Source organism: Methylocaldum sp., assembly GCF_035627495.1.
In the GTDB taxonomy this organism is placed as follows: domain Bacteria; phylum Pseudomonadota; class Gammaproteobacteria; order Methylococcales; family Methylococcaceae; genus Methylocaldum.
Genome location: NZ_DASPLO010000175.1, coordinates 24628 through 44623, shown reverse-complemented (window position 1 = coordinate 44623; position 19996 = coordinate 24628). Strand labels below are relative to the sequence as shown.

Genomic DNA, 19996 nt, shown 5'->3' with positions numbered 1-19996 from the left:
CGCTATTCCTCGAATCGTCAGGTGTACTCGAAAACCGGCTGCAACACGCCCGCCCGTTTGCTGTCGACCAGCTCGAAAGCCTCCTGGCAGGCACCGGGTGGGAAATGATGAGTGATCAATCGCTCCGCGCGAATTTCCGCCAGCCACTCCCAGGCGAGGTCGATCCGGCGTTTCTTGCTCCAGCGGCCGGAGAGCAGCGGATTGATCGTGCTCACCTGGCTCGAAATCAATCGAATCCTCTGCCGGTGAAAATGGCTGCCGAGATCGAGCGGCGTCGTGCTTTGGCCATACCATGAACCGATCACGATGCGTCCGGCGAAACCGGTCAGCTCGATGGCCTGGTTCAGAGCGGTGACGTTCCCCGAGATTTCGATGGCGGCATCCAGTCCGTCTGCGCCGTCGTAGAAAAGACAGTCTTTAAGGGCTGCGACTTCCCGCTTGACGTTCGGATTGATGGACAAGGCCGCGCCCATCTCCGTGGATTTTTGCCGACGGAAGTCGAGGGGATCGGCCGTGATCAGTTCTCCCAGCGGGAAACGGCTGAGGACCGCGGTGGTGAGCAGCCCGACGATGCCTTGCCCGAACACCATGATCCGCTCTCCGGGCAGCGGCGCCGTATCGAAAACCAGGTTCAGCGCCGATTCCATGTTGGCGAGAAACAAGGCGCGTTCCGCCGGAACGCCTTCCGGCAGGATTTGGCAATCCCTCTTATCGACGATGGCGTAGTTTTGATGGGGGTGATAGGCGAAAACCCGGCGGCCCAGCCACTCCCGGTCTTCGTCCGAGCCCACGGCGGCGACCTCCCCGACCAGGGAGTAGCCGTACCGGAACGGATAGCTGAAGTCTCTTTGCAGGCTCCCGATGCTCGTGTCCTGGGGCAGTTCCGCGGGAATCTCGCCCCGGAAAATCAAGGATTCGGTGCCGGGGCTGATGGCCGAGCACAGGGCTTTGACCAATAATTCCCCGGACCGAGGGGAAGGCACATCGGTATCCTGCACCGCCACCGACTTGGGGGCCACGTGATAAACGGCTTGCACTCGCATCAGAGGTAACCGATGGGGCCGAAGGCGATGATATCCGAACCCAGAATATGGTACTGGCAGTCCGTTATGGTTAAAGGCATTTGCTCGCCGGAGCGGCATAGATCGTCGATGGCTTTGAGTCCGCCAATTATTTTTGGTGTTATTGTAATCACGCAATAATTCACTAAGTGATGTTTGAGAAAGGTGCCAATGATCTTCGATCCCCCTTCAACCATGAGGGTGCGGATGCCGAGTTGGCGAAGTTTCGTCAGGGTTTCTTTCAAGTCGACGCAGCCGTCCTCGCCCGTTCCGACTACGACAATCTGCGCGCCGGACGCTAAGAGCGCATCCCGTTTGCCCGGGTCCGATTCGCCGGTGGTCACAATGATAGGCGGTTTTTTCGACTGCTTCAGAACGCGGCAGTCCGGCGGCGTACGCAGGCTGCTGTCGAGAATGACGGGCTGCGGGTCTTCGCCCTCATAGTAACGGACATTCAGCTGGGGATCGTCGCTGAGTATCGTGTTAACCCCGACCAGCAGCGCGTCGTGGTGCGCCCTCAGAAAATGCGTGAGCGTCAGCGACTGCCTGGAGCTCAGAGCATAAGGGACTTGGGCGTCGACGGCAATGCTGCCGTCGATGCTCTGGGCGTAAGTCAGGGTGACGAAGGGGCCGACGTCCGCCGGGGGGTGGGTCAGTGAGAGCTGATCGACCAAAGGCCTGATGAAGGCCAGATCGTGGTGGAACGGCGTTCTTTCCCGGAACGTCAGCAAATGAGCCAGTTTCTCGGCCTTGGAGCGGAGATAACCCAGGTTGTCGTGGTGATGGCCGACCTCGATGGGTACGCGTGCCTCGACGTCGATGCCGTGCTCGGTAAGCTCATCGACTTTCCGGGGATTGTTGGTAATAAGCCGGATCGAACGGACGCCCAAATCTTTGAGCATCAAGGCGGCGACGCCGTAATGCCGCTCGTCGGGCTGATGGCCGAGGCTGATATTGGCCTCCACCGTGTCGAGGCCGTGATCCTGAAGATTATAGGCCTCCAGCTTTTTGCGAAGGCCGATGCCGCGTCCTTCCTGGCGGAGATAAAGCAATACGCCGCAGCGGGAGCGCCCGAGGTACTGGAGCGTGTGCTTGAGCTGATCCCCGCAATCGCAGCGCCGCGATCCAAACACGTCGCCAGTCAGACATTCCGAATGAATCCGAACGGGAACGCCGGTCTCACCGTTTACGTCCGATTTCACCAGGGCAAGATGTTCCTTGCCGTGCTCGGTGTAAAGATAAAGCGTGAATTCGCCGTAGCCGGTCGGAATTCGAGTCTTGACGAGATTCTTCACTACAGGTTTTTTGGAATTTCGCGGTGAAAAAGACGAACAGTATAAACACCAATGTCGCCGAGTCGATACCGAATGAGTTTTGTAGGGCGAGCTCGGTCGTCTTGCCTGGAAAGTAGGGGCACTTCGACGGAGCCTATCCCGTGCTGCGTCGAAGAATCCGGGATAGGCCCGTCGATGGCTTCCCTGCCGAATTAGAAAGGGGAGTGCCGGTGTATCGTTATTTCTTCCCGTAATCCGGGATCAGGCCAACGGCATCGATTCCGGCGATCGCGCAGCTCTCGTCGAGATCCGACAAGTCGCCGCTGATTCCGACCGCACCCATGATCCGATCGTCCGCCGAGCGGATCAGCACGCCGCCGGGAACCGGCATGAGCCGGCCATCCGCCACCTCGCCCAAAGCCGTCATGAAATAAGGGCGCTCTTTCGCCATCTTGCCCAATTCCCGCGACGACACGCCCATCCCGATGGCTCCCCAGGCCTTGGCCAAAGCGATGGAGCTCCGCATGAAAGACGCGCCGTCCTGTCGCTGCATCGTTTTCAAGTGACCGCCATCATCCAAAACCGCCACGGCCAGCGGCGCCAGTCCTAAGTCCCGCGCCTTTCTAAAGGCGCCGTCGATAATGGCATTGGCGATGTCGAGTGTCAGAGTGCTCATGCATTTTCCTTATTTTGTCCAAATAAAAGTTGGATTGCGGTAATACCGAGAAGCGGGTTTCCGTCCCACCTCGCTCTCAGCCTGAGCAATTTTATCCGTCTTTTCCGACATGTCATTCGGCTTCAGGCATGATTGTTTTCTTTAAATCCCGAAGAACCGGCAGCGCTCCCCGCATTGATGGCGTTTTTAGGTCGCCGGGCCGCCCGGCATCATTCCGCAGGGTTTTAATATCGACTGCCAGGCGCGGGTGTGGCGTTGCAGCGCGGCGTTAAAGTGGTGCCAGAGACCTTGATCATTTCCGGGATCAAGGATGACGGCGTAATAGCTCTCGAAGACGGGCGGAATCTCGACCCTTTGGTTTTCTTTCAAATACCTCATGCTTTCGAGCAATGGCGAGGCCGTTTGATGAAGCCGGCTGATGTAAGGCTGCACTTCACCCGCGTAGAACTTGACGAACACATTGAACAGATACTCGGCCTGCCGGGTTTTTTTGCCCATCGGGCAAATTCGGCCGGTCGATGCGGCCTGTTCCAGAAGCCGGGCGACCCGATCCAGATAAAACCCGCTAAGGCTCAGGGCACGGACGATTTTGCCGCCGGTTTTGTCCGCTTGGAGCTCGAAGTAGCGCTGCTCGAATTCATTCGGGGGAATCGACGGCGCTTCCTCGAGTTTCGAGCCAAGCGAGGCGAGATACCGAATCGGCCTTTCGAAGCGGGCCGCCGAGATTTTTTCGTCCCGTTGCAGCGGGTTCGTTGCCGTATCCATGAAGACACGGAATTCCTTGGCCGCGAAAGTGGCGTTCCAAAATGCCTTGGGTAAATTTTCGGCTTTGGCTTGCCGGATGGACTTTATTTTGCGATCGAAATCTTGGTCCTCTTCCGAGCTCTGAAGTTCCGCTTCGCACTCGGAGAGCTTGCGGAACACATTCAGTTCATAGAGGAAACGGCCGGTCTCGCGTTGTACTCGCCCAAGCGAGCTGTTTCGCCCGCTGATCTCGCCGATCAGCCCGCATCGGGTCATTTCCAGGTAAGTGATGACGCCGATTCGGATATCATCGACCGGGAGCACGATATCCCGCGCCCGCGGATAGGGTGGAACGGCGGGCGGCGCGGCCGCTTCGTCAATCTTGATCTCGGTCACGTTCGCGAGGCGTTCGAGGTAATTTTCGAACATCGCTTCCGGCGAATCGCCGCCGCAACCCGCCAATCCGAGTACGAGTACGATGACGATAAACCTCATGAAAGATGCTCTAAAGCTAGATCCGGGGTGCGATCCCGCGGCGCCCGAACCGACGATAGTCTTCATATACATAAGGCATTAAAGCAGTGAAACAAGTTCTCCTGAAATCGGGAGTGTGGCTTAATCGCCGGAGTGTGCGTTTTGTGTTAATGCTGGCGGTGCTGGCCTTCATTTTTGCCAAGATAGACCGCTCTTCGCTGCTGGCGCATCTAAGCCGCTTCGATCCCGCGGCGGGCATCGCAATCGTCGCGATCTTCCTGCTCTCGATCGCCGTGTTCGCCCTGCGCTGGTGGTACATAAGCCGCGCTTTGGGGGTAGAGGCTCCGTTCAAGGACTTTATCCGCGTCCTTTGGATCAGCCAGAGCGTCAGCGAGTGCGGTCCGCCGCTAGTGGTCGGCGAGTTGGCGCGGTTTCAGCTGATGCGGGGCTCCGCGGAAACCTGGCAGCTAGTTGTCGGCCAGGTCCTTGACCGATTGTCCGGGAAGGCCGTTCTGCTGCTCATGGTCGTCGGATTGACGCCGGTTTACCTGCGGTTATATCGCGAGTTTCCCGGGTTTCAAATCGCGTTGTTCGCTTTGATCCTGCTCGCATCGGTGAGCGTGGCCGCGCTCGTTTTCCGGCGATTCTGGCCGATGGCGCGTTTGCACACGGGGGTTGTTCTTGCGGTTTGTAATCCGTTGCGGTCACCGCGGCATTATGGGCTGTCCTTGCTGATTCAGATTCTGTTGGCCATGAATTTCGCTCTGGCGGCCATCGGATTGGGTATCTCTGCCGACTCGCTGACCGTGTTTGTGCTGGGGCCGCTGTTATTGCTGGGCGTCAGCTCGCTGCCGGGTTTGGTTTCGGACTGGGGCAAGCGGGAGGCGGCCGCGGTGTTTTTGCTCGCTCCCGCCGGATTGACGCCCGAGCAAAGCCTTGCCGTGTCGCTGGTCTTTGGAGCCTTGCATTTGTTGACGGCGTTGCCGGGTGCGCTATTGCTCCTGCTGGTGCGACGCCGGGCAACGGTTTCCGCCCCGAGCGGATAGCGTCCTCAATACATGGACAGGGTGAATCGGTCTTGCTTCAAAACGGGCTGCGGGGTGGTCTGCCGATAGCCGAACACGTACCGCTCGGCGGGACGAAGGGCGCGTAGGCGTACCGACTCCCTCAAGGACGGATACGCGATGGGGGCGGAGCGGTCCCATACCGGCCACTCCGAAAACAGCTCGCGCCAGACGTCCGGTTGTCGCCGGCGGAGCATATGAATCGGATCGAAGCCGTACCAAGCCGCCGGCGGCTCAATCAATCCGATGCCGTAAGCCTTCGCGAGCAGCCGCATTTCGTCCTGGAAGCGGCTTACCCGGTCGTACAGCACCGGCCACGCGATTTCGTGCATCGGGAAATAAGTTCTGCGCAACAATTCGAATTTCCACGGCGGCAGCCGTTCGATGCTCGCAAGCGGCAGGGACATCAGGGCGATTTCACCGCGCTGTTGGGCAAGCCGATCCAGGCACGCATCGACCCAAGCGAGCAGTTGGGGAACGGTGACGCCGTAAACCAGATCGTTGCCGATATCGATAACGGCGGCGAGTGGCGGAAGGCTGTCCGGGCCGTGTTTCCGCAAAGCCGCCCACAGCCCGCACTCGGCGATGCCGGGAAGCGTCCGGCCCAGCATTTGGCTCCAGAGCCCATAGGACCGACCGTGCCCGAATGCCGCCAGCACGGCCAACGGTTCTCTCAATCCCGCTCGCAAGCCATTCACGACCAAGGGAAAGGCCCGTGCAAGATTGCTCGCGCCCATAAGGATCACGGGCTGAATAGGCTCCTTGCTATTTTCGATAACCATTTTTTCCGATTTTGCGCCGCCGCGAAGCGATTTGGCTCAAGCATCATGGTCCATGAGCGGATTTGTCATGCGACGGTAACAATGCGGTGAGTAGAATAATCGGTTAAGAATTTGACAACACCATTCCCGTAGTTAAGCTCGCTTGGCGCTAGCGATGCGCCTTTAAGTCTTTTGAACGCCCGCCATGAAAAAACGATCCTGTCTGACGACGCTCCTCATTGTTTTAATCTTGTCGACGCCTTTGTCGGCTCCGGCTAATTCCAGCCGAAACCCAGGCTTGGACAGGATTCGCCACATTGTGGTGATCTATTTGGAGAACCACAGCTTCGACAATCTCTACGGGTTGTTTCCGGGGGCGGAAGGATTGGCGAGTGCGCCGGCGGACACAACGCGGCAGGCCGATCGGCAAGGTCGGACTTACGCCGGCTTGCCCAGGGTCATGAATACCGAGAAGAAGCCGGCCGTTCTCGACGAACGCTTTCCGTCGGATTTGCCGAATCGCCCGTTCGAGATCAGTCAGTATGTTCCGATCGATCAAAAAATCGGCGATCCCATGCATCGGTTTTATCAACACCAGGCCCAAATCAACGGCGGGCGCATGGACCGCTTCGCGGCTATATCGGATGCCGGCGGTTTGACCATGGGCTATTACGACGGCCGTAAGCTTCCATTGTGGGAATATGCGAAGAAATACACGCTGGCGGATCGTTTCTTTCAGGCGGCCTTCGGCGGGTCGCTGCTGAATCATTTTTGGCTGATTTGCGCCTGTACACCGCACCACGATAACCCACCTGTCGAACTGACCGCTGTTTTGAACGAAAAAGGCGAGTTGATCAAAGATGGGGTCTTCACGCCCGACGGTTACGCAGTCAACACCATTCAGTCGATCCAGATTCCCCACAATCCCGCGATCACCGATCCGCGCCGGCTTTTGCCGCCGCAAACCTTGCCCACTATCGGCGACCGCTTGTCGGAGAAAAAGATTTCATGGGCGTGGTATTCGGGCGGTTGGAACGACGCGATTGCCGGGCACGCCGATAAAAGCTTCCAGTACCATCATCAGCCGTTCGCGTATTTCAAGCGCTACGCCCCAGAAAGTCGCGAAAGGGCCAGGCATCTCAAGGATGAGTCGGACTTTCTGAAGGCCATTGAAAAAGGGACGTTACCGGCCGTTTCGTTCTACAAACCCATCGGAGCCCACAGCGAGCATCCCGGCTACGCGGATCTTCTGGCAGGGGAGACTCAGGCGGCGGCGGTGATTCGTAAGATCGAACAGAGCCAGTTGTGGCCGAATAGCGTGATCATCGTCACATACGACGAATACGGCGGGTTTTGGGACCATGTGCCGCCGCCTCCGGGCGACCGCTGGGGACCGGGCAATCGGGTTCCGACCATCGTCATTTCCCCGTTCGCCAAGCGCGGCCATGTCGATCACACGCCTTATGACGGCACGTCCATCCTGAAATTCATCGAGACCCGGTTCAACTTGGAGCCGTTGGGCGAGAGGGACGCCAAAGCCAACGACTTATCGAATGCGCTGGATTTGTGATCGCGTTAAGCCCTATTGGCGCTGCGCCAGCTCGTCCAGGCGCATTTTGGAATCCCGAAGCGATCGCAAGGCTTCCATCAAGGACTCGGCGCTGGTCTGCAACACCGCTTCCCGCTCGCCCATGGAATCGATTTCGGTTCTGAGTTCCTTGATCAAGCGGTCTTTTTCGTCCTCGTAGGGTTTCCCGAAACGGACGTGGAACCAGCCTCTGGCTTCTTCGAGCAAGCGCACGAAATCCGCCTCGGTGAAATCGTCCTCGGAAATCCAGCGTTCCAGTTCGACCAAGGGATCGATCAACCTGCGGTCGAACTGTCTCTCGTAGCTGGATCTGAGAAATTCCGTAAGCTGGCGGATCTTTTCATCCGATTCGCGAACGTTCGCCAGCAACTGAACGATTGTGCTGTCGGGACTCTTGATCGGCCGTTCGTGGCAGCGTTCGTAAATGGTTTCGAGGGTCCCGCAGATTTCTTTCAAGTCGTTTTCGGGGAATCCCTTGATTTCGAGATCACGGTAGAGCGCTTGAATCGTATCAAAGGGAAACGCGCTAAACCGTTTGATATACGTCTCGATCTGGGATTCTATGGATTCCCGCGTCAACGCCGGAGTGAACCCGGCGCGTTTGGGCAGTGCCGAATGCATTTCGCTTGAGGGCGAATCGTAAGTTCCGCCGGGGGAATCCTCGGGCGCGTCGGCGTCCACCGTCAGCGGTTCGAGCGTCTGCCTGGATCGCTTGTTCTCCACCGTATTCCAGTAGCGGCTGAAATTCGATGCTTCCGCCACGGCGGGCAGCCGTTCCAGAACGACTTCCGCCATCTGTTTGATGGCTAGGCTTGCCGGCGCGCCCGGATGGGTTTGCGCCACGGGAGCCTGCAAGCTCACGGCGTCCAGCAAAGCCTCGTCGAGCGGCACGTAGCCGAGATAATGGACGTCCAGGCTCAGATAGTTCTTTACCGCGGCTTGGAAGCGGTTGAATACCTCCAGACTGCCAGCCCGGTCCTTGGACATATTGACCAGCACGTGATAATTGATATCAGCCCCTCGGTTTCTCAGGATCTTGATCAGCGAGAAGGCGTCGGTAAGCGACGTAGGCTCGGGCGTGATCACCAGAATCGCGGTGCCTGCCGCCAGCAAGAAATCCTGCACGTTGTTTTCCACGCCGGCCGCCGTGTCGATCAGGATATAGTCGTAGCGGGAGTCCAGGTCGGCGAGGCCGCGGATCAGCCGGCTCCGTTGTTCCGGCTCCAGATTGGCGCACTGCGCGATGCCGGACGCGGCGGGAATGATGTCGAAATTCTCGCGGTACCGGAAGATGACGTCGTCCAGGAGCCTTTGTCCTTCCAGGCAGTCGGCGAGCGTGAGTTCGGGACGTACGCCCAACAGTACGTTAACATTGGCGAGGCCGGTATCCGCGTCGAACAGGCAGGTTTTTTCCGCCCGATCGGAAAGCGCGCAGGCCAGGTTGACGGCGAGATTGCTTTTGCCGACGCCGCCTTTGCCGCTGGTGATCGCAATAACACGAGCCATGATTGCAGGACCCTATGTTTTGGTTGTCTGGTCGAGGTGAAGGAATCAGTAAAAGTGTAGCTGTGGATGAAGCCCGGTGCGATGATCTCAAAGCCGCGCGGCGGTTTTCGAAACTCGTTCTTTGCAAGGCAGACCGGCAGTAGTAACCTAGTTCGGCGCGGCTGCGGAATGCCTTGGGAGGGGTTTCCGTCTGTCGCTACCCGTTCGACGAGGGGAACGAATACATTTATGGACGTTACAAGGAGCGTGACATGGCCTATATGCCCCTGCTTTTGTCAAGGAAGCGTTTTTCCAATCTTTTACCGTACCCAAGTCCTCCGAGTATCGATGGGATGGTCCGGCGGTGAACGATCACGGCACCCTGGCTTCGAAGCGCTTCCGACCGCAACTTGAGATTCGCAAAACTTCCCTGGCCACCGACGATGCTTGCGGCGGTCGCGGTCAGTTCGTCGAAGTCTCCCGAGCATGTGGTCCCCTACACGGAAGGCTCGCCGCGTTGCTTTTTCGGGAAATGACTTGCGGGGAGGCCAATCCGGCCGAAAGGGGCAGCTCTGCCCCGATCCTTCTATATCAATAGTAATGCCCTCGTTTTTCTACGAGGTAGGAAAACGATGGCAACCGACTTCATGACCGAACAACAGGCAACTAAGACTGGTTTTCCCGGGCCGGCGCGTCTCGAGGGGGATGCTGTCTTGGACTTGCGCATCGACAACGGGCGGATCGAAAACCTTACGCTCCATATCTCCGAGCAATCCCGGTTGCTCGCAGCATTTCTTGAAGGCCGGGAATGCTTCGAAGTACCTGACGTGGTGGCGCGTATCTGCGGGACCGGTCCGGTGGCCTATCAAGTGAGCGCCGTGCAGGGTCTGGAGGCGGCATTGGACTGTCGGCCGACACCTTGGATTCAGGCCATGCGGCGGGTCATGTGCTGCGGAGAGTGGATCGCGAGTCATGCGCTGCATATCCACTTGCTGGCCGCGCCGGATTTTCTGGGCTTTCCGAGCCTAGCGGAAATGTCCCGGGATTTTCCCGACGAAGCGCGCCGCGGCTTGCGTCTGCAAAACCTGGGCAGCGAGTTGATCCGGCTGTTTCATGCATCATCCTCCCGCTCTGCCGGAGTCCGGGTCGGCGGATTTCACCATGTGCCGTCCAAGGCTCAGGTTAGGCAGTTGGTCGAGCGATTGCGCGCAGCCTTGCCGGACGCGGAAGCACTGGTGGCCTGGACAGGAGCCATCGATCTGCCTCGCAGCGAGCAAGCTTTCGTCAACGTGGCCCTGCGGCATCCGGAAGAATATGCGATGTGCGCCGGCAACATCGTTTCCAGCACCGGGTTGAACATCGCTGCCGAGCGGTTCGAGAGGCATTTTCAGGCGCATCAAAACCCGCCCGGGGCAGGTTATTCATTGTTCGATGGAAAACCCTATCTCGTAGGACCTTTGGCTCGCCTTAATTTGAACCAGGACCGGTTGCCCGATCCCGTGGCTGAGGCATTGCGCAAAACCGGCATCGGTTTTCCCAGCCGAAACATGTTCCACAGCATCGTGGCGCGCGCCGTGGAAGTGCATTTTGCGATCACCGATGCCATTCGCCTGCTGGACGGCTACGAGCCGCAAATGTCGTACGTTGGAGTCCAAGCCCATGCCGGGAGCGGATTTGGCTGTACCGAAGCGCCCCAGGGCATCCTCTGGCACCGTTACGACCTCGATGTCCTGGGCCGTGTGATTCGCGCCCGCATCGTCCCCCCGGCCATGCATAATCAGGCGCGTATCGAGGAGGATCTTTACGGGGCGCTGCAATCGTTCGGTCCGGAACGGAGCGATGCGGACTTACGGCTTTGCGGGGAGAAGGTGATCCGCAACTACGATCCCTGTACCGCATGTTCGACTGATTTTCTCAAGCTGCATGCGGTTCGGACTTGACGACCCTAACGAACGTCGGCCCGGGCGGTCTCCTCAGTAGACGAGTGGTCGGAGCGCCTTGTTTGCCGCAGGTGGAAACTCGTACTATCGTGCTCGAAATCGGATGCTTCGGACGGATTTTCCGCTCCTCTTGAGAGATGCTTCATATGGCCACTTATGCGCGGCTTGTCGCAAGACAGAATCTGGTTCTGCTTCTGCTTTTTGTCATCGGCCTAGCCGGTTGTTCCTCCGCCTATTACCGAGCGGCGGAATCATTGGGTTTTCACAAGCGCGACATTCTCGTGCACCGCGTCGAAAAGGCGCGCGACAGCCAGGAAGAAGCCAAGACCCAATTCAAAAGTGCGCTGGAGCGATTTACCGCGCTTACGGGATTCAAGGGCGGCAACCTGGAAGAGAAATACCAGGAACTTAATTCGGAGTTCGAGCGGAGCCAATCCAAGGCGGATGAGGTTCGGAAGCGAATCGACGACATCGAGGATGTTTCGGAAGCCTTGTTCGACGAATGGGAGAACGAACTGTCCCAATACCAGAATCCGTCGCTCAAGCGCAGCAGTCAGCAAAAGCTCAAGGCGACGCGCCAGCGCTACGATCAACTCATCGCCACCATGAAGCGCGCCGAGTCCAAGATGGACCCCGTATTGCTGACGTTCCGCGACCAAGTCCTGTTCCTGAAGCACAACCTCAACGCCCAGGCCATCGCCTCGCTGCGGGGCGAACTCGACAGTCTTCAAACCGACATTTCGGCGCTGATCAAATCTATGGAAGTCTCGATCCGGGAGGCGGACGAGTTTATCAAGTCGGTCGGCGGCCCCGTCTAACGAACCTCTTTGATACCCGTGGCAGTATCTTCGAAGGCATCCGCGTGCACCCGACAGTAAAAACCCATTATTCCTTCAAAAACGGCCGTTCTCGGGCTGCAATGGCTCTATGGCGAAAGCCGGAACGTCTCATAGCGCGCCTTTCTCATTGATACCTTGACCGTGAAACCGAGCGCCTTGCCGGACGCGCAACTGAAACGGAAAAAGCCGAAATCAAATAACAACAGTTTGGTCCTTACAATGCCGTCTTTTTTGAGAAATACATGAATTTCGAAATTCCCAACGATTTTTTCGATCCGCTGCCTAATCGAGACGAACGTTGGCCCAATCACCCCGAGCTGCGTCGGGCAGTCAATTGGCTGAAATCGTTTATGTCTGAAAAGGATTGGATCAAGCGGCGCGAAGTGGCAACCAGAAGGCTCTATGCAGCAGCAATTGGGCTGCTTAATGATCCGACTGGCAAGGGACGCATTTTTTCGGAAAATGATACCTTTGGATGGTATCTATTCCTTGCCGAGGCATGCCTTGATCACTTTTGGAACTACGAGCCAGTTTTCGGCTCCCGCGTGGTGCCACTACTCATGGCGATAGGCCGTGACTTACCACTGCTGGAATCGATACCGGGCCTCAACGCAAGAGTCTGCAAAATGGTAGGGGCAGACAGGCGGCAGCCCAACGGTTGCCTTTTTGAACTGCTCGTGGCAGCAGCTTACCGCCGGTGTGGTGCCAAAGTTGAGTTCGTAGAAGAGAAACCTGGTAAAAAACGAACGCACGACATGAATATCGAACTTGACGGCCAAATCTGGGCTGTCGAGTGCAAACGGATGGAAACAGGAGAGTATGGAGAGCGTGAACGCACTCGGATGCGAAAGCTTTGGGGACCTAGTGCTGCCTTTTTCAGACGTGAAGAGAAAAGCGTATTTTGTGATGTGCATTTCACAGTAGAGATTGATGCAGTACCCGCCGACTATCTCACGAGGAAAGCCAAGCAGTGGCTGGAGTCTTCTCTCTCGTCGTTCTCATGGAATGATGAGATTGGGAATGGTTTAATCAGAAATCTAGATCTAAGTCCGCTAAGGACAGTATTAACTAACGAGTATGTTCTTGGAGGTAGTTCGAAGGTATTTGAATTGCTGACAGGTCAGTACATGCGTAATGCGAGCTACATTTCAACATTGAAAATAGAACCCGCCGAAAACCCACGGTATATAAACGATTGCTCCCTCGCCATTCTGCTTCGTTGGGAAAGCATGTCTCCTGCATCAATTAAAGGAAGAGCGCGCGATATTTTAAATAAGCTATCCGAAGCAACCGAGCAACTTCCCGATAACGTACCAAGTATTGTTCATATCGGCTTCGAGGCTGTTGAAGGGGATCGAGTAGAGAAGGCGCGCCACGAAAAAATCTTGGCAACGGCAAGGCGCTTCAACCCAGGCTCCAAGAGCCTCGAATACATTTATTGCCACTATTTTGTACCGGAAAGCCCACCCGATCAGGCTTGGAACTACGAAGAAACCACTCAGTGGTGTGCTATCAAGCCCAGCCGACCGCGCCCACTTAGAGAACACCACCTTGTTCTCCCGCCTTCTGCTACTGAGAGCCGCCCCGGTCCTCATTGGCAAGATTAAGAGTTCGCGTAGGGCAATGAAATGGACTCCTCCCGCCTAACGGCATCGAGGTGCCAGACTGTAGTTTCTATGCAAACAGTCAACAGAAGGAGGAGTCCCAATGAAGCTTAAACGAATCGGGGTTGATCTCGCAAAGAACGTGTTTCAGGTTCATGGGGTAGACAGCCATGAGCAGGTCCAATTGAGGAAGCAAGTGAAGCGGAAAGACCTGCTGAGCTACTTTCGCCAGATTGAACCGTGTCTGGTGGCTATGGAAGCGTGTGGCAGCTCGTGTAGGGCGCATTAGCTTTAGCGTAATGCGCCAAACGGAACGCCCCCACGCGGCGGAATACGCGAGTACGTTAGTCCGCCCCACATAAGCTGACCGAAATCAAAGTTTGGACCGCCCGACCGGCGACATCACGACCCAGCGCTTCGACGTCTTCGACAAACCGACCGCCAAGACCGGTCCCATTCTGCCTACGGCTACTGTCACGCAGCGACTGAAATGCCGCACAGCCGCTCAGAAACGCAAGAGTAAGCACCGCTGCCCCAAGAACAACTGCCTTCCTTCAAGTAGCCTCCACCAGCGGAAGCTCAACTCGGATGCGGGCACCCTGTTCGTCCTGCCGCGGCTCGATGCTCTCGACTTTCCCCTGGTGATTGGCCACGCACTCGCTCACGATCGCCAGCCCCAATCCGGCACCTTCGGTGTCGATCGTTTGGGCTGCCTTGCCTCGAAAAAACGGCTCGAATATCCGTGGACGCTCGGTGGCGTCGATGCCGGGACCGTCATCTTCGACCTCCAGCTGAATACCGGTTCCCAAGTCACGAAGAATGATCCGGATTTTGCCTCCTTCCGGGGAAAACTTGATGGCGTTGGAGAGCAGGTTGTCAACGATCGTTCGCACTTGGTCGGGAACCCCGAAAAACTCGACCGGTTGTACCAACTCCTTGATGGTAAGGGACTTCGCCTTTAGGGAGTCCTGATAATCTTCGATGACGGATGCCAGCAATGTCTTCATGTTTACCGCGTTCTTCGGTTGCGGCGATGGATTGTCTTTGACCTGGTTATAGTGGAGCGACTCATCAAACAGGTTTTGCAATTTTTGAACGTCTTGGCTCAGCCGCGCCACGAGGTCGCGTTGCTCCGGATTCAACGCGCCGGCCGCCTCGGCCATGAGCAGCCCAGTACTTTCGAAAATACCGGAAAGCGGTGTTTCGAATTCGTTCGAGACCTTGCTCATGAACTGTTGCTTCGACTCTTCCCGACCCAACAGACGGGCGCGCAGCCAGTCGAGCCGGTCGCCGAGATGCCGAAGGTTTTTCGGTCCAGTAACCCTGATGGGTTTTCCAAAATCTCCCGCTCCCAGCCTTCGGATGGATTCATCCAGTTGCCGGATCGATCTGGTAAACACGGCCAGCAGACCCGAACCAAAGCCGAGGCAAATCAGCACCAGCATGCCCACTATGGCCCCTTTGACCAGAAGGTCCTGCCGAACCGCTCCCGAGTGCTCGGGAAGGTCACGAACTGCTCCATCAACCCGGCTTAAAGCGTCCTGCCAGAACCCGTTCACGGCATCCTGCAGCCCCTGAAAGGCCTCATCTATCGACAGCCGGGCTTTAGCGTCGGCCGCAAAACCGACGATTTGGTCATAAAACAGCTTTTTCTTTTCCGACAACTCGTTGACCAGTGACCCCATCTTATTGTCGCTTTCGGCCTTGAGGAGTTTGTCCGGTGTCTGCTCGAGCGATGCACGAACACCTTTCAGCGCAGTAGGCAGGGTCGTAACGCGATCGGCAAACCCGCCGAACCCGTCATGGCTTTGCACGAGCCAGAAGGCGCAAAAACCGAAGAACACCACGAACGCGAGACGCCGTTTAGTCCGAATGGGTTTTCCGGATTTGTGCACCTCACGCATCTCGCCAGGCACCGAAACCCGATTCTTCCAATAGTCCCGATCTTGCACCACCATAGGACACCCCTTGAACAGTAAATGCAGGGAGAATTCAAAGACGAAAAGTGACACCAAACAGGTAAAAAGGTCAACCCATCGTACCAAGTACCCGTGTTACGGGCACAGGCACTTCTAACGAAAAACTTCAAGGCAGGTGTCGCCTCGGTGGCGTACTACTGTTGATAGCCGGCATGCCGGCGAATATCGGGCGGAAACTTCCGGATGGCTTCCAGTGAGCCTGCGTAGGATGCGGTAAACGAAGTGCACCGCATCGTTCGAGAGCCTCGCTCAACTCAGTTGGATGGAGTTTGGAGTGAAAGGGGAAGCGGACGAGTTCATCAAAACCGTTAATGCTCCGGCATGACGGACGCGCGGGCTCGGGGGGCGGCGTGTTTCGGCACATTGGAGCTGACGGCTGCCCGCTTTCCCAGCAGAATCTCGTTAACGTTTCCGCCGATTGTCTTCGCCAATTCATCGGTGGGAAGATCGTTGGCGTCGTCGCCGAAGGGATTTTCGATTTCTTCCGCGATCAGTTCCAGGCTGGCCAGGACGAAAAACACGAAAGTGCTGAACAGAACCGTCCAATAGCCGAACTCGTGCACGAAGCAGAACGGCATGGTGATGATGTAGACGAAAATGAATTTCTTGATGAAAAGGCTATAGGAATAGGGAATCGGCGTTTTTTTGATGCGTTCGCAGGCGCCGCAGATATCGGTCAATAGCGTGAGCTCGCTATTGAGGTTCAGATAATGCACTCCGGTGAGGTCTCCGGTGCGGTGCAAACGGTCGATTTCCTTGAACAAGCTGTTGGCGATAAGATTCGGCCCGTGCCCGTCCATCGGTCTGCCTTGCTGTGGCTTGATGTCGCGGAGATGCTCGTTAAGCACCGTGGCATAAGCGCCGATATGCTTGGCGATGATCGACCTGGACCGATGATCTTCCCGAAGGAACGCGTTGAGCTTCAGCGCCAGATTGCGGGACGTGTTGACTAAGGCGCCCCACTGTCGCCTGCCTTCCCACCAGCGTTCGTAAGCGGTATTGGTCCGAAAAACCAGCAGCAAGGAAATCACGAAGCCCAAGAGCGAGTGGACCAGGCCGGTGCCTTTTAGCTGGTTCGGCAATAGATCGCGATCGATATAGGCGACGAGGGCGGTGAATAAGGCGACTGTCATCATGGCTGGCAGCAACCTTCTGAAGGTGTCGCTCTTATGGAACTTGAAAATCAGTCCCCACCAGGATTTGGGGTTGTAATTAATCACGCTGGGCTCTTAAACGGATTACGATCTGTGGGGGCGGATTATAAAATGCTTCAGCTTAATTGGCCGGATTTCGACCGGCATCGTGAGGGGGCGGCGAGAAATTCATGCTAAAAACGGTCAAGACGCTCTGGAATCTGTTGCGGGCAATAACCGGCGATAATGCTTATGAAAAATATCTGGAGCATTGGCGGACCCACCACGCCCATGAGGGCGGGGAGCCTTTGAGCCGCAAAGCTTTTTTCGATGCCGAACTACAGCGGCGCTGGAGCGGCGTCAAACGCTGTTGCTAGAGAGGCGAGCGCATCCCGCCGATTGGTAGCGGGCGGGATGCCGAGGCGGGCCGGCCGTTATACTCGGCTCTTGATCCGTTCGTAGGCGCTTCTGATTTCCTCGCCGAGCATTTTGACGCTGGTCCAAACATCTTCCGAGGCGTCCTTTGCTTCGTCGGCGACTCCGGCGAGCCTAGTTTTAAACTCTTCGAGTTTTTCTTCCGTCTTGCTCCACTCTTCCTGGGCTTCGAGTTTCGCCAGATTGATCTGAACTCGCAGTTCGTCGCGCTGCTGAAGCAAGCCGTCCCGAAATTTTTCCAATTCCTCTTGAATGTTCATGATGGTTTCCTCTGTGTTGGTTGGCGGAGGAGTCATCCTCCGATTTCTCAGCCTTCGGCTAAAGCGTGCGGTCCCGCGAAAACCTGTTACATCGATCTGTCCGAGCGCTCATGGTAACAATCCCGAACTGATCTCTTCCAGCATGTTTTAAAGCGTGAACATAAATTCATCGATAGGAGTCTTTCGACTGCTTGATTAGAGATGGAAGCAAGCCCCGCGGTTCGAGGCTGGGGCGGATCCGCCGGGGAGCGTCGCCAAATTCGGGTTTATGAGAGATTTGTGGGGGCGGGGAGGTGTCGGAATTGTCTGGATTGAGCCTTGCTTTTGCGCAGAAAGAGGAGCCGTGGCCGTCCCTGGCAACTCTGTGAAAGGATCTAGCGGATCTTGAATCGGGTGACCTGTTCCTGAAGGTGTGAGGCTAGCCGGGCCAAATCCTCGCTGGCGGTCGCCGTCTGCTCGGAGCCTTGAGCCGTCTCATGAGAGATTCCGCTGATGTTGACGACATTGCGGTTGATTTCTTCGGCGGTGATGCTTTGTTCCTCTGCGGCCGCGGCGATTTGCGTATTCATATCCTTGATGGTGTCGATGAAGCGGTTGATGATTTCGAGCGATTCGCCGGCGTTGATCGCTTGATCCACGCTGGTTTTAGCCGCGCTCTTGCCCTGCACCATGGCGGAAACCGCTTGATTTGCTCCGGTCTGGAGCCGCTCGATCATGCCCTGGATTTCCTGGGTCGACTGTTGGGTGCGGCTTGCGAGGGTGCGGACCTCGTCCGCCACGACCGCGAAGCCCCGGCCTTGCTCGCCGGCGCGTGCGGCTTCGATGGCGGCGTTGAGCGCCAGCAAATTGGTCTGCTCGGCAATGCCTCTAATCACGTCCAGAACGGCGCCGATGCTCACGCTGTCCTCTTTCAGCTTGTTGATGGCTTCGGACGTTTTTTCCACCTCGGTCGCGAGGCCGTTGATGCTTTGGATGGTGTGCCTTACAACCGAGGTGCCGTTCTTGGCCTGTTCGTTGGCATCCTGGGCGGCTTCGGCCGCGCGGGATGCATTCTGAGCGACTTCGTGAACGGTCGCCGACATTTCGGTCATGGCCGAAGCGACTTGCTCGGTTTGCTGGTTCTGATTGAAGACACGCTGCCGGCTTTGTTCGGTGATCATGGACAGTTCTTCCGCCGCGGCGGCCAACTGCTCGGCATCCCTGACGATATCCCGTACCATGCTGGTCAGGTTTTTTCCTACCGTGCTGCACTTCCAGGCCATCCACGAGAATTCGTCCTTGCCTTGCAGCGAAATGTCCTTGGTGAAATCGCCGGCGGCCATCGCGGTCAGTGCCTCCACCAGCTTTTCGGCGCGTTTCGCGGAATGCCGGCCCAGATAGGCCGCCAGCGCCAGCATCGTGAGCGATGCCGCGACAGCCGTAGCGATAACGTCGGTTATGTCATTGTTTCCGCCCGCCGTCTTGATGCTTATGAACGTCACCGAAGTGACGCCGACTATGCCCACGCCCATGGCCAAATACATCTGGCGGGACAGATTTAGGTTCTCCACGATAGATTTCAGCATGGCTCGATCTCTGGGTTAATTATTGTTCTGCGACCTGAGTCACAAGTGTAGTCAGAAATTTTCGAGCCGTCGGGCGGACGCAAGTCGGCGTCTTTTATAAGTTTTTGACGATCTCCTTGACCAAAGTCGGGCCTCGGTAGATGAAGCCGGTGTAGATTTGAATCAAATCCGCGCCGGCCTCGAATTTCCGGCGAGCCTCTTCGGCGCCGACGATGCCGCCGCATGCGATGATGGGGATGGCTCCCCGCAAAGCTTGCGCGAGGTGGGCGACGACATCGGTAGCTTTACCAAACAAGGGGCGGCCGCTGAGTCCGCCGGTTTCTTCGCTGTGGGTAAGCCCTTCCACGCCTTCGCGGGAGGCGGTGGTATTGGTGGCGATCACGGCATCGATCCCGTTTTTGACCAAGGCGTCCGCCAGGTGTTTGACCTGATCCGATTCGAGATCGGGAGCGATTTTGACGGCCAACGGAACGCGCCGACCATGAGTTTGCGCCAGATTTTCCCGTTCCTGCCGCAAGCCGAACAGCAGATGTTCCAGGTTTTCGCCGGCTTGCAGGTCTCGTAGGCCGGGCGTGTTGGGGGAGGAGATGTTCACCGTGACATAGCTTGCATACGGATACACCTTGCGCAGGCCGATCAGATAATCGTCCAGCGCCCGATCCAGCGGTGTGTCGCGGTTTTTGCCGATGTTAATGCCGAGTATGCCCCGGTAACGCGCTTTTTTGACCTGCTCGACCAGGTAGTCCACACCTTTATTATTGAAGCCCATGCGATTGATGAGCGCCTCGGCTTCGGGCAGGCGGAACAGGCGCGGTTTTGGATTGCCCGGCTGGGGGCGAGGCGTTACGGTGCCGATTTCGATGAAACCGAAACCGAGTGCGGCCAGACCGTCGATGCATTCGCCGTTCTTGTCGAGCCCCGCGGCCAAACCCACCGGATTCGGGAAGGTGAGGCCCATTACTGTCCGTTGGCCGGCGGTTGGCGATCGGAAAAGAGGATTGAGCGATCCCAACCGGCTCAAGCCTTGAAGCGCGGCCAAGCTAAGATGGTGAGCGGTTTCAGGGTCGAGGCGAAACAGCAAGGGGCGAAGCAACTCGTAGAGCATCGGTTTTCC

The 19996-nt window shown here is 57.0% G+C and carries 17 protein-coding genes and 1 pseudogene; 7 read left to right on the top strand and 11 right to left on the bottom strand.

Annotation, left to right across the window (positions count from 1 at the left end; all coding sequences use genetic code 11):
* Positions 1-17: 17 nt before the first annotated feature.
* The 4 genes from VEB01_RS15970 to VEB01_RS15955 form a co-directional block, all read right to left on the bottom strand.
* Positions 18-1043, bottom strand: coding sequence for a zinc-dependent alcohol dehydrogenase (locus VEB01_RS15970; protein ID WP_324877149.1), 1026 nt, complete (start codon positions 1041-1043; stop codon positions 18-20).
* Positions 1043-2356, bottom strand: coding sequence for a GTP cyclohydrolase II (gene ribA / locus VEB01_RS15965; RefSeq protein WP_324877148.1), 1314 nt, complete (start codon positions 2354-2356; stop codon positions 1043-1045). The genes VEB01_RS15970 and ribA overlap by 1 nt, the downstream gene beginning before the upstream one ends.
* A 217-nt stretch (positions 2357-2573) precedes the next feature.
* A complete protein-coding gene (locus VEB01_RS15960; RefSeq protein ID WP_324877146.1) occupies positions 2574-3011 on the bottom strand; it encodes a GlcG/HbpS family heme-binding protein in 438 nt (145 codons plus the stop codon).
* A gap of 186 nt (positions 3012-3197) precedes the next feature.
* On the bottom strand, positions 3198-4250 hold the full coding sequence (locus tag VEB01_RS15955; RefSeq protein WP_324877144.1) for a DUF3080 family protein: 1053 nt from the start codon (positions 4248-4250) through the stop codon (positions 3198-3200).
* A gap of 86 nt (positions 4251-4336) precedes the next feature.
* Here VEB01_RS15955 and VEB01_RS15950 point away from each other — a divergent pair, with 86 nt between their 5' ends.
* Entirely contained in the window at positions 4337-5275 is a 939-nt protein-coding gene (locus tag VEB01_RS15950; protein WP_324877142.1) for a lysylphosphatidylglycerol synthase transmembrane domain-containing protein, read from the top strand.
* A gap of 5 nt (positions 5276-5280) precedes the next feature.
* Here VEB01_RS15950 and VEB01_RS15945 read toward each other — a convergent pair whose 3' ends face one another.
* Positions 5281-6075, bottom strand: a complete 795-nt coding sequence (locus VEB01_RS15945) for a hypothetical protein (RefSeq protein ID WP_324877140.1) — start codon at positions 6073-6075, stop codon at positions 5281-5283.
* Positions 6076-6259: 184 nt separating this feature from the next.
* On the opposite strand from VEB01_RS15945, the gene VEB01_RS15940 reads away from it, so the two are divergent.
* On the top strand, positions 6260-7624 hold the full coding sequence (locus tag VEB01_RS15940) for an alkaline phosphatase family protein (RefSeq protein WP_324877139.1): 1365 nt from the start codon (positions 6260-6262) through the stop codon (positions 7622-7624).
* A 12-nt stretch (positions 7625-7636) separates the two neighbouring features.
* On the opposite strand, the gene VEB01_RS15935 is transcribed toward VEB01_RS15940, so the two are convergent.
* Positions 7637-9148 (bottom strand): MinD/ParA family protein, encoded by a 1512-nt coding sequence (locus VEB01_RS15935; RefSeq protein ID WP_324877137.1) that lies wholly within the window; start codon positions 9146-9148, stop codon positions 7637-7639.
* A 611-nt stretch (positions 9149-9759) separates the two neighbouring features.
* On the opposite strand from VEB01_RS15935, the gene VEB01_RS15930 reads away from it, so the two are divergent.
* The 4 genes and pseudogenes from VEB01_RS15930 to VEB01_RS15915 form a co-directional block, all read left to right on the top strand.
* Positions 9760-11067: a Ni/Fe hydrogenase subunit alpha gene (locus tag VEB01_RS15930; RefSeq protein WP_324877135.1), complete on the top strand. Its 1308-nt coding sequence runs from the start codon at positions 9760-9762 to the stop codon at positions 11065-11067.
* Positions 11068-11213: 146 nt separating this feature from the next.
* Complete coding sequence (locus VEB01_RS15925; RefSeq protein WP_324877133.1) at positions 11214-11885, top strand: DUF2959 domain-containing protein; 672 nt, start codon at positions 11214-11216, stop codon at positions 11883-11885.
* A gap of 263 nt (positions 11886-12148) precedes the next feature.
* Positions 12149-13513 (top strand): hypothetical protein, encoded by a 1365-nt coding sequence (locus tag VEB01_RS15920; protein ID WP_324877131.1) that lies wholly within the window; start codon positions 12149-12151, stop codon positions 13511-13513.
* A 100-nt stretch (positions 13514-13613) separates the two neighbouring features.
* Positions 13614-13784, top strand: a pseudogene (locus VEB01_RS15915) (IS110 family transposase); the annotation flags it as partial.
* Positions 13785-14064: 280 nt separating this feature from the next.
* Here VEB01_RS15915 and VEB01_RS15910 read toward each other — a convergent pair.
* Positions 14065-15468 (bottom strand): HAMP domain-containing sensor histidine kinase, encoded by a 1404-nt coding sequence (locus VEB01_RS15910; RefSeq protein WP_324877129.1) that lies wholly within the window; start codon positions 15466-15468, stop codon positions 14065-14067.
* Between the two features lie 329 nt (positions 15469-15797).
* Positions 15798-16709, bottom strand: a complete 912-nt coding sequence (locus VEB01_RS15905; protein WP_324877128.1) for a bestrophin family protein — start codon at positions 16707-16709, stop codon at positions 15798-15800.
* Positions 16710-16813: 104 nt separating this feature from the next.
* On the opposite strand from VEB01_RS15905, the gene VEB01_RS15900 reads away from it, so the two are divergent.
* A complete protein-coding gene (locus VEB01_RS15900; protein ID WP_324877126.1) occupies positions 16814-16999 on the top strand; it encodes a YbdD/YjiX family protein in 186 nt (61 codons plus the stop codon).
* 57 nt (positions 17000-17056) lie between these two features.
* Here the strand turns inward: VEB01_RS15900 and VEB01_RS15895 are convergent, their stop codons facing one another.
* The 3 genes from VEB01_RS15895 to VEB01_RS15885 all read right to left on the bottom strand — a co-directional run bounded on the left by VEB01_RS15895 (position 17057) and on the right by VEB01_RS15885 (position 19987).
* The gene (locus VEB01_RS15895; protein ID WP_324877124.1) at positions 17057-17317 is read right to left on the bottom strand and encodes a hypothetical protein; all 261 of its coding nucleotides are present in this window, start codon (positions 17315-17317) and stop codon (positions 17057-17059) included.
* A 374-nt stretch (positions 17318-17691) separates the two neighbouring features.
* Positions 17692-18882 carry a methyl-accepting chemotaxis protein gene (locus VEB01_RS15890; RefSeq protein ID WP_324877122.1) on the bottom strand — a complete coding sequence of 397 codons (1191 nt, stop codon included), beginning with the start codon at positions 18880-18882 and terminating at the stop codon, positions 17692-17694.
* Positions 18883-18976: 94 nt separating this feature from the next.
* Complete coding sequence (locus VEB01_RS15885; RefSeq protein WP_324877120.1) at positions 18977-19987, bottom strand: quinone-dependent dihydroorotate dehydrogenase; 1011 nt, start codon at positions 19985-19987, stop codon at positions 18977-18979.
* Between the last annotated feature and the right edge of the window lie 9 nt (positions 19988-19996).

Excerpts from the sequence above, each read along its gene's own strand:
- VEB01_RS15895 (WP_324877124.1), bottom strand. The coding sequence starts at position 17,317 with ATGAACATTCAAGAGGAATTGGAAAAATTTCGGGACGGCTTGCTTCAG.
- VEB01_RS15935 (WP_324877137.1), bottom strand. The coding sequence starts at position 9,148 with ATGGCTCGTGTTATTGCGATCACCAGCGGCAAAGGCGGCGTCGGCAAA.
- VEB01_RS15900 (WP_324877126.1), top strand. The coding sequence starts at position 16,814 with ATGCTAAAAACGGTCAAGACGCTCTGGAATCTGTTGCGGGCAATAACC.
- VEB01_RS15930 (WP_324877135.1), top strand. The coding sequence starts at position 9,760 with ATGGCAACCGACTTCATGACCGAACAACAGGCAACTAAGACTGGTTTT.
- VEB01_RS15945 (WP_324877140.1), bottom strand. The coding sequence starts at position 6,075 with ATGGTTATCGAAAATAGCAAGGAGCCTATTCAGCCCGTGATCCTTATG.
- VEB01_RS15960 (WP_324877146.1), bottom strand. The coding sequence starts at position 3,011 with ATGAGCACTCTGACACTCGACATCGCCAATGCCATTATCGACGGCGCC.
- VEB01_RS15955 (WP_324877144.1), bottom strand. The coding sequence starts at position 4,250 with ATGAGGTTTATCGTCATCGTACTCGTACTCGGATTGGCGGGTTGCGGC.
- VEB01_RS15920 (WP_324877131.1), top strand. The coding sequence starts at position 12,149 with ATGAATTTCGAAATTCCCAACGATTTTTTCGATCCGCTGCCTAATCGA.
- VEB01_RS15925 (WP_324877133.1), top strand. The coding sequence starts at position 11,214 with ATGGCCACTTATGCGCGGCTTGTCGCAAGACAGAATCTGGTTCTGCTT.
- VEB01_RS15970 (WP_324877149.1), bottom strand. The coding sequence starts at position 1,043 with ATGCGAGTGCAAGCCGTTTATCACGTGGCCCCCAAGTCGGTGGCGGTG.
- VEB01_RS15910 (WP_324877129.1), bottom strand. The coding sequence starts at position 15,468 with ATGGTGGTGCAAGATCGGGACTATTGGAAGAATCGGGTTTCGGTGCCT.
- VEB01_RS15885 (WP_324877120.1), bottom strand. The coding sequence starts at position 19,987 with ATGCTCTACGAGTTGCTTCGCCCCTTGCTGTTTCGCCTCGACCCTGAA.
- VEB01_RS15940 (WP_324877139.1), top strand. The coding sequence starts at position 6,260 with ATGAAAAAACGATCCTGTCTGACGACGCTCCTCATTGTTTTAATCTTG.
- VEB01_RS15890 (WP_324877122.1), bottom strand. The coding sequence starts at position 18,882 with ATGCTGAAATCTATCGTGGAGAACCTAAATCTGTCCCGCCAGATGTAT.